17 protein-coding genes are annotated in these 16301 nt (G+C 70.5%); 8 read left to right on the top strand and 9 right to left on the bottom strand.

Annotated elements, in window-relative coordinates:
* Positions 1-20: 20 nt before the first annotated feature.
* From AOP78_RS00260 to proC, 3 genes are all read left to right on the top strand, one after another.
* Entirely contained in the window at positions 21-740 is a 720-nt protein-coding gene (locus AOP78_RS00260) for an ABC transporter ATP-binding protein (protein ID WP_062200226.1), read from the top strand.
* Complete coding sequence (locus tag AOP78_RS00255; protein WP_062200221.1) at positions 737-1486, top strand: ABC transporter permease; 750 nt, start codon at positions 737-739, stop codon at positions 1484-1486. The genes AOP78_RS00260 and AOP78_RS00255 overlap by 4 nt, the downstream gene beginning before the upstream one ends.
* Before the next feature lie 72 nt (positions 1487-1558).
* On the top strand, positions 1559-2392 hold the full coding sequence (gene proC, locus AOP78_RS00250; protein ID WP_062200218.1) for a pyrroline-5-carboxylate reductase: 834 nt from the start codon (positions 1559-1561) through the stop codon (positions 2390-2392).
* A 10-nt stretch (positions 2393-2402) separates the two neighbouring features.
* Here proC and AOP78_RS00245 read toward each other — a convergent pair whose 3' ends face one another.
* Positions 2403-2831 carry a cupin domain-containing protein gene (locus AOP78_RS00245; RefSeq protein WP_062200214.1) on the bottom strand — a complete coding sequence of 143 codons (429 nt, stop codon included), beginning with the start codon at positions 2829-2831 and terminating at the stop codon, positions 2403-2405.
* A 171-nt stretch (positions 2832-3002) separates the two neighbouring features.
* Between AOP78_RS00245 and AOP78_RS00240 the strand changes: the two genes are divergently transcribed.
* On the top strand, positions 3003-3947 hold the full coding sequence (locus AOP78_RS00240) for an NAD-dependent epimerase/dehydratase family protein (RefSeq protein WP_062200211.1): 945 nt from the start codon (positions 3003-3005) through the stop codon (positions 3945-3947).
* Between the two features lie 28 nt (positions 3948-3975).
* Here AOP78_RS00240 and AOP78_RS00235 read toward each other — a convergent pair whose 3' ends face one another.
* Positions 3976-4551: a dienelactone hydrolase family protein gene (locus AOP78_RS00235; RefSeq protein WP_062200208.1), complete on the bottom strand. Its 576-nt coding sequence runs from the start codon at positions 4549-4551 to the stop codon at positions 3976-3978.
* A gap of 36 nt (positions 4552-4587) precedes the next feature.
* Here AOP78_RS00235 and AOP78_RS00230 point away from each other — a divergent pair, with 36 nt between their 5' ends.
* Positions 4588-6015, top strand: coding sequence for an ATP-binding protein (locus AOP78_RS00230; protein WP_083979759.1), 1428 nt, complete (start codon positions 4588-4590; stop codon positions 6013-6015).
* 152 nt (positions 6016-6167) lie between these two features.
* Entirely contained in the window at positions 6168-6986 is an 819-nt protein-coding gene (locus tag AOP78_RS00225; RefSeq protein ID WP_083979605.1) for a CPBP family intramembrane glutamic endopeptidase, read from the top strand.
* Positions 6987-6988: 2 nt separating this feature from the next.
* On the opposite strand, the gene AOP78_RS00220 is transcribed toward AOP78_RS00225, so the two are convergent.
* The 5 genes from AOP78_RS00220 to AOP78_RS00200 form a co-directional block, all read right to left on the bottom strand.
* Positions 6989-7570 (bottom strand): dienelactone hydrolase family protein, encoded by a 582-nt coding sequence (locus AOP78_RS00220; protein ID WP_062200196.1) that lies wholly within the window; start codon positions 7568-7570, stop codon positions 6989-6991.
* 24 nt (positions 7571-7594) lie between these two features.
* A complete protein-coding gene (locus tag AOP78_RS00215; RefSeq protein WP_062200192.1) occupies positions 7595-8053 on the bottom strand; it encodes a VOC family protein in 459 nt (152 codons plus the stop codon).
* Positions 8054-8253: 200 nt separating this feature from the next.
* Positions 8254-10116, bottom strand: coding sequence for a carbohydrate-binding domain-containing protein (locus AOP78_RS00210; RefSeq protein ID WP_062200187.1), 1863 nt, complete (start codon positions 10114-10116; stop codon positions 8254-8256).
* Between the two features lie 22 nt (positions 10117-10138).
* Complete coding sequence (locus tag AOP78_RS00205; RefSeq protein ID WP_062200182.1) at positions 10139-10918, bottom strand: VTC domain-containing protein; 780 nt, start codon at positions 10916-10918, stop codon at positions 10139-10141.
* Positions 10915-11529: a DUF4956 domain-containing protein gene (locus AOP78_RS00200; RefSeq protein WP_062200179.1), complete on the bottom strand. Its 615-nt coding sequence runs from the start codon at positions 11527-11529 to the stop codon at positions 10915-10917. The genes AOP78_RS00205 and AOP78_RS00200 overlap by 4 nt, the downstream gene beginning before the upstream one ends.
* A 292-nt stretch (positions 11530-11821) precedes the next feature.
* On the opposite strand from AOP78_RS00200, the gene AOP78_RS00195 reads away from it, so the two are divergent.
* Positions 11822-12511: a response regulator transcription factor gene (locus AOP78_RS00195; protein WP_062200176.1), complete on the top strand. Its 690-nt coding sequence runs from the start codon at positions 11822-11824 to the stop codon at positions 12509-12511.
* Positions 12508-13980 (top strand): sensor histidine kinase, encoded by a 1473-nt coding sequence (locus AOP78_RS00190; RefSeq protein WP_152659337.1) that lies wholly within the window; start codon positions 12508-12510, stop codon positions 13978-13980. The genes AOP78_RS00195 and AOP78_RS00190 overlap by 4 nt, the downstream gene beginning before the upstream one ends.
* A 66-nt stretch (positions 13981-14046) precedes the next feature.
* Here AOP78_RS00190 and AOP78_RS00185 read toward each other — a convergent pair whose 3' ends face one another.
* Both AOP78_RS00185 and AOP78_RS00180 read right to left on the bottom strand, forming a co-directional pair.
* Positions 14047-15027: an SRPBCC family protein gene (locus tag AOP78_RS00185; RefSeq protein ID WP_062200170.1), complete on the bottom strand. Its 981-nt coding sequence runs from the start codon at positions 15025-15027 to the stop codon at positions 14047-14049.
* A 98-nt stretch (positions 15028-15125) separates the two neighbouring features.
* Positions 15126-16256 carry a serine hydrolase domain-containing protein gene (locus AOP78_RS00180; protein WP_062200166.1) on the bottom strand — a complete coding sequence of 377 codons (1131 nt, stop codon included), beginning with the start codon at positions 16254-16256 and terminating at the stop codon, positions 15126-15128.
* Positions 16257-16301: the final 45 nt, after the last annotated feature.

The raw sequence follows: 16301 nt of genomic DNA, 5'->3' as shown, positions 1-16301 counted from the left end.
ACGGGAGGATAATTCCTCGCATGGAGAATAACGCGATCGAGATCGAAGGTCTCAGGGTCGTCCGGGGCAGCAAGGAAGTGCTCCACGACCTCTCGTTGACCGTGCCGCGCGGCGCGGTCGTCGGGCTGCTCGGCCCCTCGGGCGGCGGCAAGTCCACCCTCATGCGGTCCATCGTCGGCGCGCAGATCGTCGCGGGCGGCGACATCAAGATCTTCGGCATCGACGCCGGGACGCCCCCGCTGCGCCACCGCGTCGGCTACGTGACTCAGGCGCCGTCGGTCTACGGCGACCTCACGGTCCGCCAGAACCTCAGCTACTTCGGCACCCTCGTCGGGGCCGACGCCGCCAACGTCACCCACACCATCGCGAGCGTCGGGCTGTCCGAGCAGGCCGACCAGGTGGTCGACACGCTCTCGGGCGGCCAGCGCTCGCGCGTGTCGCTCGCGGCGGCGATCCTCGGCCACCCGGACCTGCTCGTCCTCGACGAGCCCACCGTCGGCCTCGACCCCGCGCTGCGCGACGACCTCTGGAAGCTCTTCCGACACTTCTCGGACCAGGGCACCACGATCCTCGTCTCGAGCCACGTCATGGACGAGGCCACGCGCTGCGACCGCCTCCTGTTCCTGCGTGAGGGCCGGATCCTCGCGGACGGCACGCTCGACGAGATCACCGCGGACACGGGCACGACGGACGCCGAGTCCGCCTTCCTCGCGCTCGCCCGTCGAGGGGAGGCGGCATGAACGCCAGGCTGACCGTCGCGACCGCGAAGCGCGTCCTGCTCCAGCTGCGCGCCGACAAGCGCACGATCGCGATGCTCCTCGTGCTGCCGATGCTGCTGCTCACGCTCCTGTGGTGGCTCTTCGGGGACACGATCGACCCGCTCACCAACGCCCCGATGTTCGACCCTCTCGGCGCGCGCCTCATGGGCCTGTTCCCCATGCTGCTGATGTTCATCATCACGTCGGTCGCGACGCTGCGCGAGCGCACCTCCGGCACGATGGAGCGCCTCATGGCCTCGCCGATGCGGCGAGGCGACGTGGTGCTCGGCTACGCGATGGCGTTCGGCCTGGTCGCAGCGGTCCAGGGCACGCTGCTCACGCTGTACTCGGTCTACGTCCTGAGCCTCGACGTCGCCGGACCGGTGTGGGCGCTCGTGCTCATCATCGTCCTCGACGCCCTGCTCGGCACCGCGCTCGGCCTCGCCGCATCGTCCCTGGCACGCACCGAGTTCCAGGCCGTCCAGATGATGCCGGTCGTGCTGCTCCCCCAGCTGCTCATCGCGGGCCTGTTCATGGACCGCGAGGACATGCCCGACGTCCTGTACTGGATCTCCACGGTCCTGCCGCTCAGCTACGCGATCGACGCGATCAACGACATCCTCGCGGACAACGTCTCGGGCATCTGGCCCGAGGTGCTGATCCTCGTCGGCTTCATCGTCGGCTCGCTGATCCTCGGCGTGACGACGCTGCGGCGCCGCACCGCCTGACTCGCGTGACGACGCCCGCCCCGCGCGCCGGCGGGGCGGGCATTGTCGCACCCTGCCGATAGCCTGGACCGCATGAGCGAGCAGACCTTCCCCCGCGTCGCCGTCCTGGGCGGCGGCGGCACCATCGGCACCACCGTGATCGGCGCGATGCGAGGCGCGGGCTGGCCCGCGGATCGCATCGTCGCCGCGGGGCGCAGCGAGGAGAGGCTCGCGCCGCTCGCGGCCGAGCACGGCATCGGGACGACGACGGACGCGGCCCAGGCGGTCGAGGGCGCCGACGTCGTGGTCACCTCGGTCAAGCCGCAGGACATGCGCGCGCTGCTGACCCAGATCTCCGGCTCGGTCTCCCCCGACGCCCTGATCCTGACCGTCGCCGCCGCCCTGCCGTCGTCCTTCTACGAGGAGCTGCTCGCCGACGGCATCGCCGTGGTCCGCTCGATGCCGAACACGCCTGCACGCCTGGGCAAGGGCGCCACGTCGATCTCCGCGGGCGCGCACGCGACCGAGGAGCACATGGCCCTCGCGGAGCGGATCCTCGAGGGCACGGGACTCGTCGTGCGAGTTCCCGAGGACCTCATCTCCGGCGTCTCGGTGGTCTCCGGGTCGGGCCCCGCGTTCTTCTACGCGGTCGCCGAGGCGATGGCGGCCGCAGGCATCGCGAACGGCCTCGACCGCGGCATGGCGGAGGCCCTCGCCGCGCAGACGCTCATCGGCGCGGGCGCCCTGCTCGAGGAGTCAGGCGAGACCCCGGCCGAGCTGCGTGCGAAGGTCAGCTCGAAGGGCGGCACGACACTCGCGGCCCTTGCCGCGATGGAGGCCGCGGGCCTTCAGGGCGTGTTCTCGGCCGGCGCCAACGCCGCGATCGCGCGCGCGAAGGAGCTCGGCGAGGAGCTGCAGAAGGGCTGACCGAGCCCCGTTACCAGGGCGATGGGCGGGACTCGTCCCGCGTCGCATCGTCCGGGAGGTGGGGAAGCTCCGAGCCTCCCGCACGGATGCACAGCCAGCGCATCGGCTCGGCACTGTCGGGCACGCATCGCCACGTGCGCCACACGCCCTGCCCCACCCGGACGACCGAGCCTGGACCGACGTCGACGATCTCGTCGTCCAGGGCCATCTGGCCGCGGCCGGCGAGGAAGACGTAGAGCTCCTCGATCTCGGCGTGCGTATGCCAGTAGCCGGCCTCCTCACCGGGGACGAACGCATTGGCGGTCATGCCGATGTACTGCATCGTGAGCTCGTGGTCCACGACACGTCGCCCGTCGCGCAACGTGTGCGACTGGAATCCCCCGTGGTACCCGCGCCACTCGTCGAGTCCACCCATGTCCATCACCTGGTAATCGCCCATGCGGACAGTGTGGCACCCGCATGGCGGGCGCCGACGAGGCGCGGCCGAGCGCGTGCGTCTCGCGGAGGCGTCGCCGCTCCTCCGTTTGACGTGGGCGCCGATGGCAGGGACCGTGGGCTGGGGCGAGCGATCCCGGGGCCCGGCCGGGCGCCCGCCCGTCAAGGGGGGACCATGTCCACACACGTCGTGCTGGGAACAGGATCTGTCGGCGCGCCGCTGGCCCGTGAGCTCGTGTCCCGGGGCCATCGCGTCGTCTGCGTGAACAGGTCGGGCTCGCGCTCGGGCCTGCCCGCGGGGGCCGACCTGCGCGCCGGGGACGTCATGGATCCGCAGTTCCTCGAGTCGGTCCTGGTCGAGGCCGAGGTGGTCTACCAGCTCACCCAACCGCCGTATCACCGCTGGCTGCAGGAGTTCCCCTCCTTGCAGGAGACGGTGCTCGAGGTGGCGACGCGCACGGGCACGCGCGTAGTGCTCGGGGACAACCTCTACGGATACGGGCAGCCCGCGGGCCCGATCTCCGACGCCTCGCCGCAGGCGCCGACCACCCGCAAGGGTCGGCTTCGCAAGGAGCTGGCGGCTGAGGCGCTCGCCGCCCACCGCTCGGGCGAGCTCCGGGTGGCGCTCACCCGGCCGTCGAACTATCTGGGCGCCGACTACGCGCTCACGCGGGAGCTGCTCACGGGCCCCGCGCTCGAGGGCAAGCGCATGGCGGTGTTCGGCAGGCTGGACCAGCCGCACGCCTTCGCCTACGTGCCCGACGTGGCGCGCGCAATGGCCGAGATCGGCGGCTCGGACGATGCGTGGGGCCGGGCATGGGTCCTCCCCGCGCTCGCTCCGATCACCCAGGGCGAGCTGTGCGAACGGATCTGGAGCCTCGCGGGCCAGACCGGGAAGCGCAAGGTCGCGGCGCTGCGAGGCCTGCCGATGCGCATGGTCGGCGCGTTCTCCCCGCGCGTGCGCGAGAGCATCGAGATGCTCTACGAGTTCGACGAGCCGTTCCTCATCGACTCCTCGGAGTTCGAGGCCAGGTTCGGCTGGGGTGCGACGCCGCTGGACGAGGCGCTCGAGGCGACCGTACGGGGGACGCGCGCGGAGCCGGCGACCGCCACGAGCTGACCGCGCCGCGCGCTCAGCCGCCGCGCGCTCAGCCGTCCAGCTCGGCGAGGAAGTCGGTCACCCGCTCGTACATGTCGTGCGAGGCGACGTCGTCGTACTCGTGCCAGCCCTCGAATCCGAACAGGTGCGCATCCCCCGGGTAGACGAACTCCTCGCACGCCGAGACCGCGAGCGCGAGGAAGGCCTCGCGCTCGTCGGGATCGACCCACGGGTCGCCCTCGGAGTGGTGCAGCTGCGCGCGAAGCCCGTCGGGCCACTCCTCGATGCCGAAGCGTGACGGCGCCACCGCATCGTGCATCGCTACCAGCCCGACAGCCTCGGGGTCGGTCAGCGCGAGCGCCGTCGCCAGCGCCGCGCCGAGCGAGAAGCCCGCGTACACGCGGGGCCCGCCCAGAGCCGCCACCCTCGCGCGTGCCAGCGGGATCCAGTGATCCGGTCCCCTGGAGTCGACGTGGGCCACCGCCGTCTCGACGTCGTCGAACGTGCGCCCGTCGAACATGTCGGGCGCGAGGACGTCGTGACCGTCCTGCTCGAGGATCTCCGCCCACTGCCTCACGTGCGGCGTGAGTCCGAGCGCCGAGTGCACCAGCACGATCTGGACCATGCCCACCTCCCCTGTCGGCTCGCCTCACGCTACGTGATGCGGCTCCGTGCGTGCAGGAGAAGAATCGCGGATGGGGTCGCAGCCCTGGCGAAGGGGCCGGACCGCCGCTACCCTCGATACCCACCGGGGTATACCCGGGCGGGGCTGCATCACCCGAGAGCACACCGACGTGCGAAGGAGGCTGACATGACCGCGTGGCGGATCCGCGACGCCCATTCCGAGGACCTCGAGGAGGTCGTGCGCCTCTGGGAGGCGTCGCGCGCCGCGGGCGTCGAGCCCGTCTACGCCCTCGCGGAGGTCCTCCACTCGTCCCAGCAGGACGATGCGGTGGTCGCCGTCGTCGGCGACGAGATCGTGGGCGCCGCGGTCGGCAGGCGCGCGCACAACCAGGCCTGGGTCGTCTTCCACTCGGTCGACGAGGCGTGGCACGGGCGGGGGATCGGCGCCGCGCTGCTCGGCGCGCTCGAGTCCCGCGTCGCGGAGGACGGCGTCACCACCGTGTCCGCCCTGGTCCCCGCAGAGCAGGACTACCTCGACGCCTACCGCGACGCGGGCTTCACCGAGAAGAAGGCGGTGCGCTACCTCGAGCGCCGCCTTCCGGTCCAGCGCGAGGAACGCGGGCCGCTCGCCGAGCTGGGCGGTCGCGTGCTGCCGCGCGGCCTGTGGGACGCGGTCGGCGGCATGCGGCACGAGAAGGAGCTGCTCGAGAAGCGCCTCGTGCTGCCGCTCGCCCAGCCGGAGCTCGCCGATCGCTTCGGCGTCGCGCCTCCGCGCGCCGTCGTCCTGTTCGGACCTCCCGGCACGGGCAAGACGACGTTCGCGAAGGCGGTCGCGTCGCGGCTTGAGTGGTCGTTCGTCGAGGTCTTCCCGTCACGCCTCGCCGCCGACCCGAAGGGGCTCGCCGGCGCGCTGCGCGAGACGTTCACGCAGATCGACGAGCTCGAGCACGCCGTCGTCCTCATCGACGAGGTCGAGGAGATCGCCTCGCACCGCCGAGGAGACCCGCCGTCGCCCCTGCAGGGCGTCACGAACGAGCTGCTCAAGATCATCCCGGCCTTCCGCGAGCGCCCCGATCGCCTGCTGGTGTGCGCGACGAACTTCATCCGCTCGCTCGACTCGGCCTTCCTGCGGCACGGGCGCTTCGACTACGTCATCCCGATCGGCCTGCCCGACGCGGAGGCGCGCACCGCGATCTGGGAGCGCTTCATCCCGCCCGCCGCGGGCGAGGTGGACCTGGCCGCGCTCGTCGCGGCCTCCGACGGCTTCACGCCCGCCGACATCGAGTTCGCCGCGCGGCGCGCGTCGCAGTCGGCGCTCGAGAAGGCCGTGGACGATGCGGTGGCCGGCGAGGGCGGGCCGACGACGGCCGACTACCTCGAGGCGATCGGCGCCACGCGCGCGACCGTCGCCCCCGAGGTGGTCGCGGAGTTCGAGGAGGACATCGACTCGGTCGCACGGCTCTAGGGGACCTCCCCCACCCAGGAACCCTCTCAGGAGCAGGCACGAACCCGCCCCCGGGCGATGTGCCGCGCCCCGGCCCCGACCTACCTTCCTGGTGGACGCCGACCGGCGCCCGCACCGTCGGCAGGGGGCCGGCGACGACCCGAGGGGGAGCCATGACCGCAACGACCATGCAGACCAGGAGCGTCGACTCCCGAGACCTGCCAGACGACGAGCAGTACCCCGTGTGGAGGATCCTCGCGATCTGGGCAGCGACCGCGCTGCCGATGGGGCTCGGGCTGTGGTGGGTGATGCCCACCTTCATCGCACCGCGCATGGAGGTGCCCGCTCTCGGCTGGCTCCTGCTCGCGACCGTCGGGCTCGTGTGGCAGGCCGTGCTCGCCCTCCTGATCCTGAGGCGCGAGGTGCGCCCCTTCACCTGGGAGAACCTCAAGCGCCGCCTGTGGCTCGACAAGCCGCGCAGCCCCCGCACGGGGCGCGCGAGCTGGCACCTCCTGTGGTGGGCGGTCGGAGCCGCCGTGGTCTGGGCAGGGATCGCCGCGCTCGGACTCGTCGACCCGCTGAACGACGCGCTCGTCCACTCGTTCCCCGCGCTCGCGCCGCCGGACTACGCACTGATCGAGAACCTCGCCACTCCCGAGCTCGTCGGGCAGTGGTGGATCATGGGCGTCGTCCTGGTGCTGATCGTGTGCAACTACCTGATCGGCGAGGAGCTGATCTTCCGCGGCATCCTGCTGCCCAAGATGCGCGGTGCGTTCGGCCGCTGGGACGTCATCGCGAACGGCATCCTGTTCTCCTGGTACCACGTGCACCTGATCTGGGAGGTGCCAGGGATGATGTTCACGGACTGGATCTACGCCTACCTCACCAAGCGCTATCGCTCGTACTGGGTGGGAGCGCTGTTCCACGGCATCGACGGGGTGTTCCTGCTGATCGTGTTCCCGCTGGCCCTCGCAGGGGTCATCCAGTCCTGAGCTCAGAGCTCGGCGAGGAACGCGATCACCCGATCGTGCATGAGGGCGCCCTGGTACTGGTCGTAGACCGGCAGCCCCGCGAAGGCGAACAGGTGCGTCGAGCCGTCGTACTTGAACTCCTCGAGCGCTCGCTCCGGGGCGAACCGGACGAGCGCCTGGATCTCCTCAGCCTCGCACCAGGAGTCCTCCACCGCGTAGTGGACCTGGCCCGTGAGGTGCTCCCCCCACTCCGCGGCGTCGATCCACTGCGGCGACATCGCGCCGTGCATGAGGATCATGCCGCGCGCATCGGGATCGGTCAGCGCGAGCACCTCGGCGACCGCGGCTCCCAGGGAGAAGCCCGCGTACACGGGGTTCTGTCCGAGCCCGCCGTGATCGACGATCGCGTCGCGCACCGCATCGACGTGCTCGCTGAGCGGCACGGCGTCCGCGCGCTCCACGCCCGCGTCGAGGTCCTCGTAGGTGTCGCCGCCATAGAGGTCGGGGACGATGACGTCGTGCCCTTCGGCGCGGAGGTCGTCGGCCCACCTCAGGACGGTCGGCGTGAGTCCGAGGGCGGAGTGGATCAGGACGACGGTGGCCATGGGGACTCCCTTCCTTCCCTCACGCTACGCGGACGGAGCCGACAGCGCCGGGTCGACGGGCGCGACGAGCATCCACCGGATGCCGAAGCGGTCCTGCACGGTCGCGAAGTGCTGTCCCCAGGGCATCGGCATGGGTCCGAACGTCTCGGCCGCACCCTCGGACAGTCCGAAGAACAGATGGTTGAGCTGATCGAGCTCATCGCACTCGAGGTTGATCGACACGGCATTGCCGAGGCTCAGCACGTGCCCCATGCTCGGCGAGATGTCGGTGCCCATGATCTCGTGTCCGCCGAGCAGCGGCAGCGCGACATGGAGGACGCCGTCGGCCTCCTCGGGAGGGACGCCCGGCTGCCCCTCGACCGCCGGGAGCGACGACTTCCGCGCGAGCGGAGCGGAGTACTCGGTGCCGAAGACCTCCTTGTAGAAGGCGAACGCCTCCTCGCAGGTGCCGTCGAAGTTCAGGTAGGTGCTGACCTTGGCCATGGGGACCTCTCGCGTCGCTCGGCGCGCCACGCTGCGCGCCTGGCCTCAGCGTACGCGCGTCACGCCGAAGCGCCCTGGAGGGAGCTGGAGGCAGGATCTGACGATCCTCCTGCACTCAGCTCCCTCCAGGGCGCACGGGGAGAGCGCCGCGCGGCTGCCGGGCCCGTGGGGGCGGGTCCGGCAGCCGCGCGCGATCCGCGTCAGGACGCGTCGAGCGAGCCCAGCTCGTCGCCGCCCGACAGCGTGCCGCCGACGGTGAGTCCGTCGACGGTCTCGCCGCCGGTGACGGTGCCATCGGCGTACACGGTGTACGTCTCGCCCGACTCGATGCCCTCGGCGGAGAGCACGAGCGACGAGGAGGACTTGGTGGTCGTGAACGACGCGATCAGGGTGCCGTCCGAGTCGACGACCGACAGCACCGTGCCGACGGGGACGGTCGAGCCGAAGCTGATCGACAGGTAGCCCTGGTCGCCCTCGCTCGGCGACTGCGCCATGCCGGACGAGCCGGAGGCGACAAGCGTGCCGCCATCCATCTCGAACGTGCCGTTGTAGTCGATCGCGCCGTTGCCGTTGTCCTCAGGACCGTTCACGACCAGGGTGCCGCCGGTCATCACGACGTTGCCATTCGAGTCGAGGCCGTCGCCGCCGGCGTCGAGCACGTACGTGCCGCCGCTGATGTAGATCTCGACGCCGTCCTCGGCCTCGTCCATGCCACCCATGCCGGTCGTGGTCGTGGTGGAGTCGACGGAGTCGTCCGCCGTCGTCGTCGTGGTCGAGTCCGTCGAGTCCGTCGTCACATAGGCAGCGGACGTGGTCGTCGCGGTGGTGTCGGACGATGCGGCGGTCGCCGTGTCGTCGTATGTCGTCGCGTCGGAGGTGGACGAGTCGGACGAGCCCGACGTGTCGGAGGAGCTGCGCTCGCCAGGGCCACCGCCCATGCCACCGCCGCCGCCCTGCGAGCCGCCGCCCATGTCGGAGCTGGACGATCCCGAGCCGTCAGTGCCGTTGAGTCCGTCGTCGGAGGAGACGACGGTCACGTCGCCGGCGTCGAGGTAGATCATGGCGCCCTCGATGCCCTCATACGAGTTGGTGATGTCGATCTCGGTCTCGCCGATCCGGACGTAGACGCCCGAGGTGATGCCGTCGTCGCCCGCGTCGATCGCGAGGCTGCCGCCGTTGATCGTGATCTGGTTCGCGGCGTCCAGGCCGTCCACGCCCGACGTGATGTCGAACGTACCGTCCTCGATCCAGATGACGCCCACGTACGCGTCGGGGTCGTCAGAGTCGGCCTCATTGTCGGACTTCAGCGCGTCGCCGGTCGCGTCGACGGTCACGTCGCCGTCGAGGACCACGAGCGAGTCCTTGCCGCGGATGCCGTCATCCGCCGCGGTCACGTCGTACGTTCCCGACACGATGACGAGCGAGTCCTTCGACGTGATGCCGTCGTTGCGGCCACCGTCGACGACAAGCGTGCCCTCGCCGGCGAGGAACAGGTCGGCGGTCGAGAAGATCGCGGCGTTGCCGGTCTCGTCGTCCGTGTCGTCGTAGGTGCCCGAGTCGGTGATCGTGTTGGTGGTCCCAGACGCGGTGTAGATCACGACGTTGTCCGCGTCGTCCACCTGGATCGCGGGCGCGTCGACGTTGGAGACCGTCGCATCGTCCAGCACGAGCGTGACGTCGCCGTCGGCGACGTTCACGACGATCTGCCCCTCGGACAGCTCTCCCGACAGCACGTACGTGCCCGCCTCGGTGATCGTGACCGTGTCGCCGTCGATCGTGACGCCGTCGCCGTCAGCGGACGATGCGCCGTCCGCGAGCGTGATCTCGGTCGCGTTGTTCAGGTCGGGGTTCACGTCGACCTCGGGCAGGTCGAGCTGCTCGTAGGTGGCCTCGCCGTTGGTGGTCGCCGAGGAGACCGTCTCAGTCGACGTGTCCGACGAGGAGTCCGACGAGTCCGAGGACGTGGCCGAGTCGGTCGCGTCGGAGGAGCAGGCGCTGAGGAACAGCGCGCTCGCAGCGGCGAACGACGCGAAGGCGATCGCGGGCTTGCGGGGGAGCTTCATGAGGTGGGGCCTTTCGGGGTGGTCAGCCGGCGAGCGCGGCCGTGCCGTCGACGTGACGGCGCAGCGTGCGAGCCCAGCGGTTGGCGGGAAGATCGGGCCGCAGCGCGGCCATGGACGTGCAGTACTTGCTGACGCGGGTCGGGCGGATGCCGCGCGCCCACAGCGCCCGGTCCACCGCACCCGCGTGGTGCGACACCTTGGTCTCGACGATCAGCCGGTGGTCGTACGCCATCGACCGGCCGGCCTCGTCGTGCGCCTCGACACCCGAGTCCACGGTCACGCGACCGTCCGGGGTGACGAGCGTCGTCCTGAGATACGAGGTGGTGAGGGAGGGGCGCAGGGACGATGCGACCTCGGCAAGGCGGGGGAAGCCGCCGACGAAGTCCGCGGCCTCGTCGCTCAGGCCCGTCCCCGCCTCCGGCAGGGAGTCGAGGAACAGGCGCGACTTCACGGTCGCTCCCGCGGCGTTGCGCTCCTTGACCTCGATCGCGGCGGTGCCGGTGTCGACGTAGCGGCGGGTGCGGACCTTGGTGCGGCGCGGGCGTCGGCGAGCGGCGTCGCGGTACATCTGCAGGTCGTCCGTGTCGAAGTAGACGGACTCGTAGCGGAACTCGCGCAGCCCGTCGATCTCGAGGACCTCGACCGGGACGTCGAGGGAGGCGACGACCTCGGCCCAGTGCCCCGGCTCGACCACGTACTTGCGGTCCACGCGGGTGAGCATCGCGGCGCGATCCTCGATCTCCTCGAGGCCGATGGACGGCAGCGTTCCGAGGTACGCCTCCCAGGGCGTGGCGACCGTCACCGCAGGCTCGCGGGGGTGGTGGTGTGGACGTCACCCGTCGCGGCGACGCTGTCCATCACGTCGTCCGGGGTGTTCAGCGAGTAGCGCACCTCGCACATCGTGGTCTCGGCGACGTAGTCGACCTTGCGGATCGAGATGCGGTGCACGGTGCCGCCGAGCATCGCGCCGGCGAGCATCGTGGCCTCGGCCTCGTCGGCGACCGCGCGGTCGAGCACGAGCTGGGTGAGGCGGGTCTTCGCGAACAGCTGCGGGTGGTCGCCGATGTAGATGACCGCGAGCAGCACCGCCATGAGCGTGAAGCTGATCGCCGCGTTGCCCGACGGGAAGCCGCCGAGCAGGCCGAGAGCGATCGCCGTGAAGTAGTACGCGATCTCGTTGTGCTCCATCTCGGTCGAGCGCAGTCGGATGATGGAGAGGACGGCGAAGATGCCCATGCCGAAGCCCAGCGTGAGATCGGCCGTCGCCATGGCGTAGGTGACGCCCATGACGCCCACGTTGATCGCGAGGAAGGACACGATGAGGTCCTTGCGGCGGTGGCGCGGGAAGTAGAGGCCGAAGACGAGCGCGGCGATCGCGACCAGATCGGCGGCGATGTAGACGAAAACTGACATGTCGTCACTCCTGACGGTAATGGGCGGGGCTCCTGAAGGATGTTCACCTTTCGTTCATCTAGTGAACCCGGCGTTCCTAAGAACCCGCTAAGAAGGCTGTCAGATCAGGCACAGACCTGGGATTTGTCGATCCTGAGAAGGACTTCGGACGCGCGCGAGCACGCGCGTGGAACCCGCCCTGAGCGCCGCATCGTCCGTTTGCGTGGGTTTCGCCGGGAACCTCCCCCGCAGTCTGAGCGTTCTGAATGTCACTTCTCAGCAAATTGAGAGCCGTCTCTGTGAGACTGGGGTCATGTCACAGCGCCGCATCCTGGTTGTCGATGACGAGGACAACCTCCGAACCATGCTCGTCGCCGCCCTCAAGTACGAGGGCTACGACGTCTCCTTCGCACCCGATGGACAGACCGCCCTCAAGATGGTGCGCGAGTCGTCCCCCGATCTCATCGTGCTCGACGTGATGATGCCCGACCTCGACGGCTTCGCCGTCTGCAAGCGCCTGCGCGACGCCGGCAACCGCACCCCGGTCATCTTCCTCACGGCGCGCGACTCGGCCTCGGACAAGGTCCAGGGTCTTCAGATCGGCGGCGACGACTACCTCTCGAAGCCGTTCGCGCTCGAGGAGCTCGTCGCCCGGGTCGAGGCCGTGCTGCGTCGCGTCGACTCCTCCCCCGACTCGGCCGAGACCTGGACGCTCGCCGACCTCGTCATGGACGACGTGGCGCACCGCGTCACGCGCGCTGGCGAGGAGGTGCACCTGTCGCCCACCGAGTACAACCTCGTGAAGTTCCTGCTCCAGAACACGGGTCGGGTGCTCTCGCGCGGCCAGCTGCTGCAGAACGTGTGGGGCTACGCGCCCGACGATGACCCGTCGGTCGTCGAGACCTACGTCGGCTACATCCGTCGCAAGGTCGACGCCTACGAGCCCAAGCTCATCCACACCGTCCGCGGCGTGGGCTACACGATGCGAGTGCAGCAGGCGTGATCGACGTACGGGCGGGGATGTCCCTGCGGGCACGCCTGCTCATCGGGTTGGCGATCGTCGCCGCGATCGCCATCGGCGTCGCGGTGACCGTCACCGTCACGACCCACAGCTATCTGGTGCAGCAGCTCGACGAGCGACTCGACTCCTACTCGGGCCCCGCCAGCTCGGCCGCCGGACGTCACAGCGACTCATCGACGGCGCCGAGCACCGAGCTCAACGAGGACACCACCGCGCAGGAGCGCCCGTCCGAGGCCTACACCGGCATCCTCTTCACGGATGGCTCCTACTTCCTCGGCTTCGAGCCGAACACGACCGACGGTGACGACTCCGTGCCGGACCTCGACGCCGTCGACACCTCGACGCTCTCGACGACGGACGCCACCTACCTCACGCTCGACTCGACCGACAGCGATGACTACGAGTACCGCGTGCTCCTGACCTACAACGACACGTTCGAGGTGTGGACGTTCACCGCGCTGTCGATGCAGAGCGTGCACGACGCGACCACGCAGCTCATCGCGATCGAGGCGCTCGGCATCATCGCGCTGCTCGCGGGCCTCAGCCTCGTCGCCCTCTGGGTGATCCGGCTGGGCATCACGCCCATGCGGCAGATGGTCGACGCGTCCAAGCAGATCGCCGAGGGCGACATGTCGGTCCGCCTCGAGGGCGCGTCCGCAGGCTCCGAGAGCCACGACCTCGCGATCGCCCTGAACTCCATGATCGGACGCCTCACCGCGTCGCTCGCCGAGCGGGAGCGCTCCGAGGCGAAGCTGCGCGAGTTCGTCGCCGACGCCTCCCACGAGCTGCGCACGCCCCTGACGACCGTGCTCGGCTACGCCCAGCTCTACCGGCTCGGCGCCCTCGCCGAGAAGGCCGAGGTCGACGACGCGTGGAACCGCACCGAGGCCGAGGCTGGACGCATGAAGCGCCTGGTCGAGGAGATGCTCGAGCTCGCGAAGTTCGACGCGCTGCCCGAGCTGCAGCGGGTCGACACCGACATCACGGCGCTGGCCGCCGAGGTCGTCGGCGACTCAGCCGCCGCAGATGCGGAGACCGAGTTCGCCCTCGACGCCACGGGGCCCGCCGTCGCGGCGGTCGACCCCGACAAGGTGCGCCAGGCCGTGCTCAACATCGTCCGCAACGCGGCGGTGCACGGAGGCCACCACGTGAACGTCCGCGTCTCCTCGACCGACGGCGCCGTGCGTGTCGCCGTCTCGGACGACGGCCCCGGCATGACCCCCGAGATCGCCGCGCGAGCGACGGAGCGGTTCGTGCGCGGAGACTCGTCCCGCTCGCGCGCCAAGGGCGGAGGCTCAGGCCTGGGCCTCGCGATCACCGCGGCGATCGTCGACGCGCACGGAGGCACGCTGTCCGTGGCGAGCACCGTCGGCGAGGGCACCACCGTGACCCTCACGATCCCGCGCGCGCCGCTCACCACGGGAGCCGTGCCGGTCCTCACGCAGAGCTGACCGGCGCCGCCCCGGGGCAACCCGGGGACCGGGCGACCGGGCGACCGGGCGACCCCCGCATGGTCCTCACTCCGCCTGGAGCATCCGCTCCAGGCGCGCGTAGCTGGCCTCCATGCCCCCGACCATGCCCGTCCCGAGGATCATGTCCTTCGTCGCCGCGTCGGGGTAGACGACGAGCAGCGTGATGAGCGTGCCGCCGTCCTCCTCGACCATCGTGAGGTCGTTCGTGGTCTGCGGCTCGGGCACGCCGATCATCCGCTCGGTCGTCACCGCCCGGTACGGCGCGTCGACGAGCAACACCTCTCCCTCGAAGCCGAAGGGGTCGCCCTCGACGCCCGGCTCGGGCGCCCACGAGCTCTTGTACGTCCCGCCGGCCTCGAGGCTCATCTCCGCCTCCGTCATGACCCAGCCGTCGGGCCCCAGCATCCATCGGCGCATCAGCTCCGGCGTGACGTACGCGTGCCAGACCGTCTCGCGGTCGGCCTCGATCCAGCGGGTGATCCGCACGTGCGTGTCGCCGAGCTCCTCGAGGAGCGTGCCGCGGCCGGCGGCGAACACGCGCAGCCCCTCGAGCACGCGGTCCATCTGGCCCATCGCCATGAGCGTTCCCTGCTCCATGCCCATCCCGAGGAGCCTGTCGAGCTCCTCGCGCGAGTTGAACCAGGTGACGGTCTCGAGCCTGCTGCCCTCATCCGTCGCCGAGAAGCGCAGGGCGATCCGCATCGTCGGCATCGCGGGATCCGGCGCGCCGGCCGAGTCCGCGAAGCCGTCCACCACCTCGATCAGCTCGCCGGGGACGATGCGCGTGAACTCCCAGTAGCCTCCGGCCGACTCGCCGTCGGGTCCGGTCATCACGTAGGAGGCGAGCCCGCCGACGACCATGTCATGCCTGGTGAATCGCGCGGGCCAGCCGGGCGGACCCCAGAACTGCTCGAGCAGGCGCGGATCCTCGTACGCCTCCCACAGGCGCGAGACCGGCTCCGGGTAGTCGGCGACGATCGTCATCGTGAGCGCGTCGAGATCCTTCTCGACAGAGGTGATCGGCATGGGGACCTCCCTGCGTCAATGATGCGCGCTGGTCGCGGACCGGTCCAGCGGATGCTGGGGTCCCGGGACGATGCTGCAGGGGGCGGCCGTGCGGGCGGCTAGCGGTAGATCGCCTCGACGATCGCGCGCGGGGTCGCGCCGTCCATGCCCTCGGGCGCGGTGTTGGTGAGGATCACGCAGGAGATGCCTGCGGACGGGTCGACGAACCAGTGGTGGCCGTAGGCGCCGCCCCACATGAAGGTGCCCTCGGAGTGCGGGACGCCCGCCGCGGCCGGATCCGCGAGGACGGCGCCGCCCAGGCCGAAGCCCCAGCCGGGTCCGTCGCACTCGGCCTCGGGGCCGATCTGGAGGGACATCATCTGATCAACCGACTCGGAGGAGAGGATCCCCTCGCCGTGGAGGCGCAGCGCCTCGAGGAGCCTCAGCACCTCGTCCGCGGTGCCGACCATGCCGGAGCCGCCGGATGGATAGACGTCGCGGTCGAGCGCGCGTCCTGGCGAGAACACCGTGGAGGTGCCGTCCTCGTAGGACAGCGTGAACGGGTCGGTCATGCGTACGGGAGACGAGGCGCTCGACGCGTAGGGCACGGCGAGCCTCGACTCGTCCTTGGCGACGAAGCCGGCGTCGTGCAGGCCGAGCGGCTCGAAGACCGCGTGGCGCAGGATCTCCGCGAGCGCGACACCCGACGAGGTCTCGAGCAGGTGCCCGGCGACGTCGAGGCTGAGGCCGTACTCCCAGCGCTCGCCCGGCGAGAAGTGCAGGGGCGCCTTGGCGAGCCGCGCGAGGTTCTCGTGCAGGCTGCCGACGGAGGCGTCGAGCCCGTCGGAGACTCCGAGCGCGTGGTACGGGTGACCTGGTGCCTGCGCGAAGCCGTAGCCGAGCCCCGAGGTGTGGGTCAGCAGGTGGCGCAGCGTCATCTCCGGCTCGGTGCCGTCGGGCAGCAGCGGGTGGAAGTGGGTCATCCACAGCGAGGTGGGCTCGTCGAGCCCGACGACGCCCTCCTCGACGAGCCGCATCGCCGCAGCGGTGACGAAGGTCTTGGTGACGGACGCGAGGCGGAAGATCGTGTCCCGCTGCATCGGAGCCCCGGCCTCGCGGTCGCGCATCCCCGCGGCGCGCGCGTAGGCGAGCTCGCCGTCGACGGCGACGAGGACCACCCCGCCGACGATGCGCTCGGCCGCGAGCGCGGTGTCGAGGGCGGTGTCGAGGCGGGAGGAGAGAGTCGTCACGGGTTCATCGTGGCACGGATGGAGCTACTTCCGACACAAAGTGTC

The sequence above is a fragment of the Demequina salsinemoris genome (assembly GCF_000974805.1).
GTDB classification, from domain to species: Bacteria; Actinomycetota; Actinomycetes; order Actinomycetales; family Demequinaceae; genus Demequina; species Demequina salsinemoris.
The sequence above is the reverse complement of the archived record's forward strand: the minus strand, read 5'-3'. Positions and strand labels throughout refer to the sequence as shown.

What these genes read in the sequence shown, in the direction of transcription:
- AOP78_RS00260 (WP_062200226.1), top strand. Translation starts at nt 21, where the DNA reads ATGGAGAATAACGCGATCGAGATCGAAGGTCTCAGGGTCGTCCGGGGC.
- AOP78_RS00195 (WP_062200176.1), top strand. Translation starts at nt 11,822, where the DNA reads ATGTCACAGCGCCGCATCCTGGTTGTCGATGACGAGGACAACCTCCGA.
- AOP78_RS00210 (WP_062200187.1), bottom strand. Translation starts at nt 10,116, where the DNA reads ATGAAGCTCCCCCGCAAGCCCGCGATCGCCTTCGCGTCGTTCGCCGCT.
- proC (WP_062200218.1), top strand. Translation starts at nt 1,559, where the DNA reads ATGAGCGAGCAGACCTTCCCCCGCGTCGCCGTCCTGGGCGGCGGCGGC.
- AOP78_RS00245 (WP_062200214.1), bottom strand. Translation starts at nt 2,831, where the DNA reads ATGGGCGATTACCAGGTGATGGACATGGGTGGACTCGACGAGTGGCGC.
- AOP78_RS00235 (WP_062200208.1), bottom strand. Translation starts at nt 4,551, where the DNA reads ATGGTCCAGATCGTGCTGGTGCACTCGGCGCTCGGACTCACGCCGCAC.
- AOP78_RS00225 (WP_083979605.1), top strand. Translation starts at nt 6,168, where the DNA reads ATGACCGCAACGACCATGCAGACCAGGAGCGTCGACTCCCGAGACCTG.
- AOP78_RS00185 (WP_062200170.1), bottom strand. Translation starts at nt 15,027, where the DNA reads ATGCCGATCACCTCTGTCGAGAAGGATCTCGACGCGCTCACGATGACG.
- AOP78_RS00200 (WP_062200179.1), bottom strand. Translation starts at nt 11,529, where the DNA reads ATGTCAGTTTTCGTCTACATCGCCGCCGATCTGGTCGCGATCGCCGCG.
- AOP78_RS00230 (WP_083979759.1), top strand. Translation starts at nt 4,588, where the DNA reads ATGCGGCTCCGTGCGTGCAGGAGAAGAATCGCGGATGGGGTCGCAGCC.
- AOP78_RS00255 (WP_062200221.1), top strand. Translation starts at nt 737, where the DNA reads ATGAACGCCAGGCTGACCGTCGCGACCGCGAAGCGCGTCCTGCTCCAG.
- AOP78_RS00215 (WP_062200192.1), bottom strand. Translation starts at nt 8,053, where the DNA reads ATGGCCAAGGTCAGCACCTACCTGAACTTCGACGGCACCTGCGAGGAG.
- AOP78_RS00240 (WP_062200211.1), top strand. Translation starts at nt 3,003, where the DNA reads ATGTCCACACACGTCGTGCTGGGAACAGGATCTGTCGGCGCGCCGCTG.
- AOP78_RS00220 (WP_062200196.1), bottom strand. Translation starts at nt 7,570, where the DNA reads ATGGCCACCGTCGTCCTGATCCACTCCGCCCTCGGACTCACGCCGACC.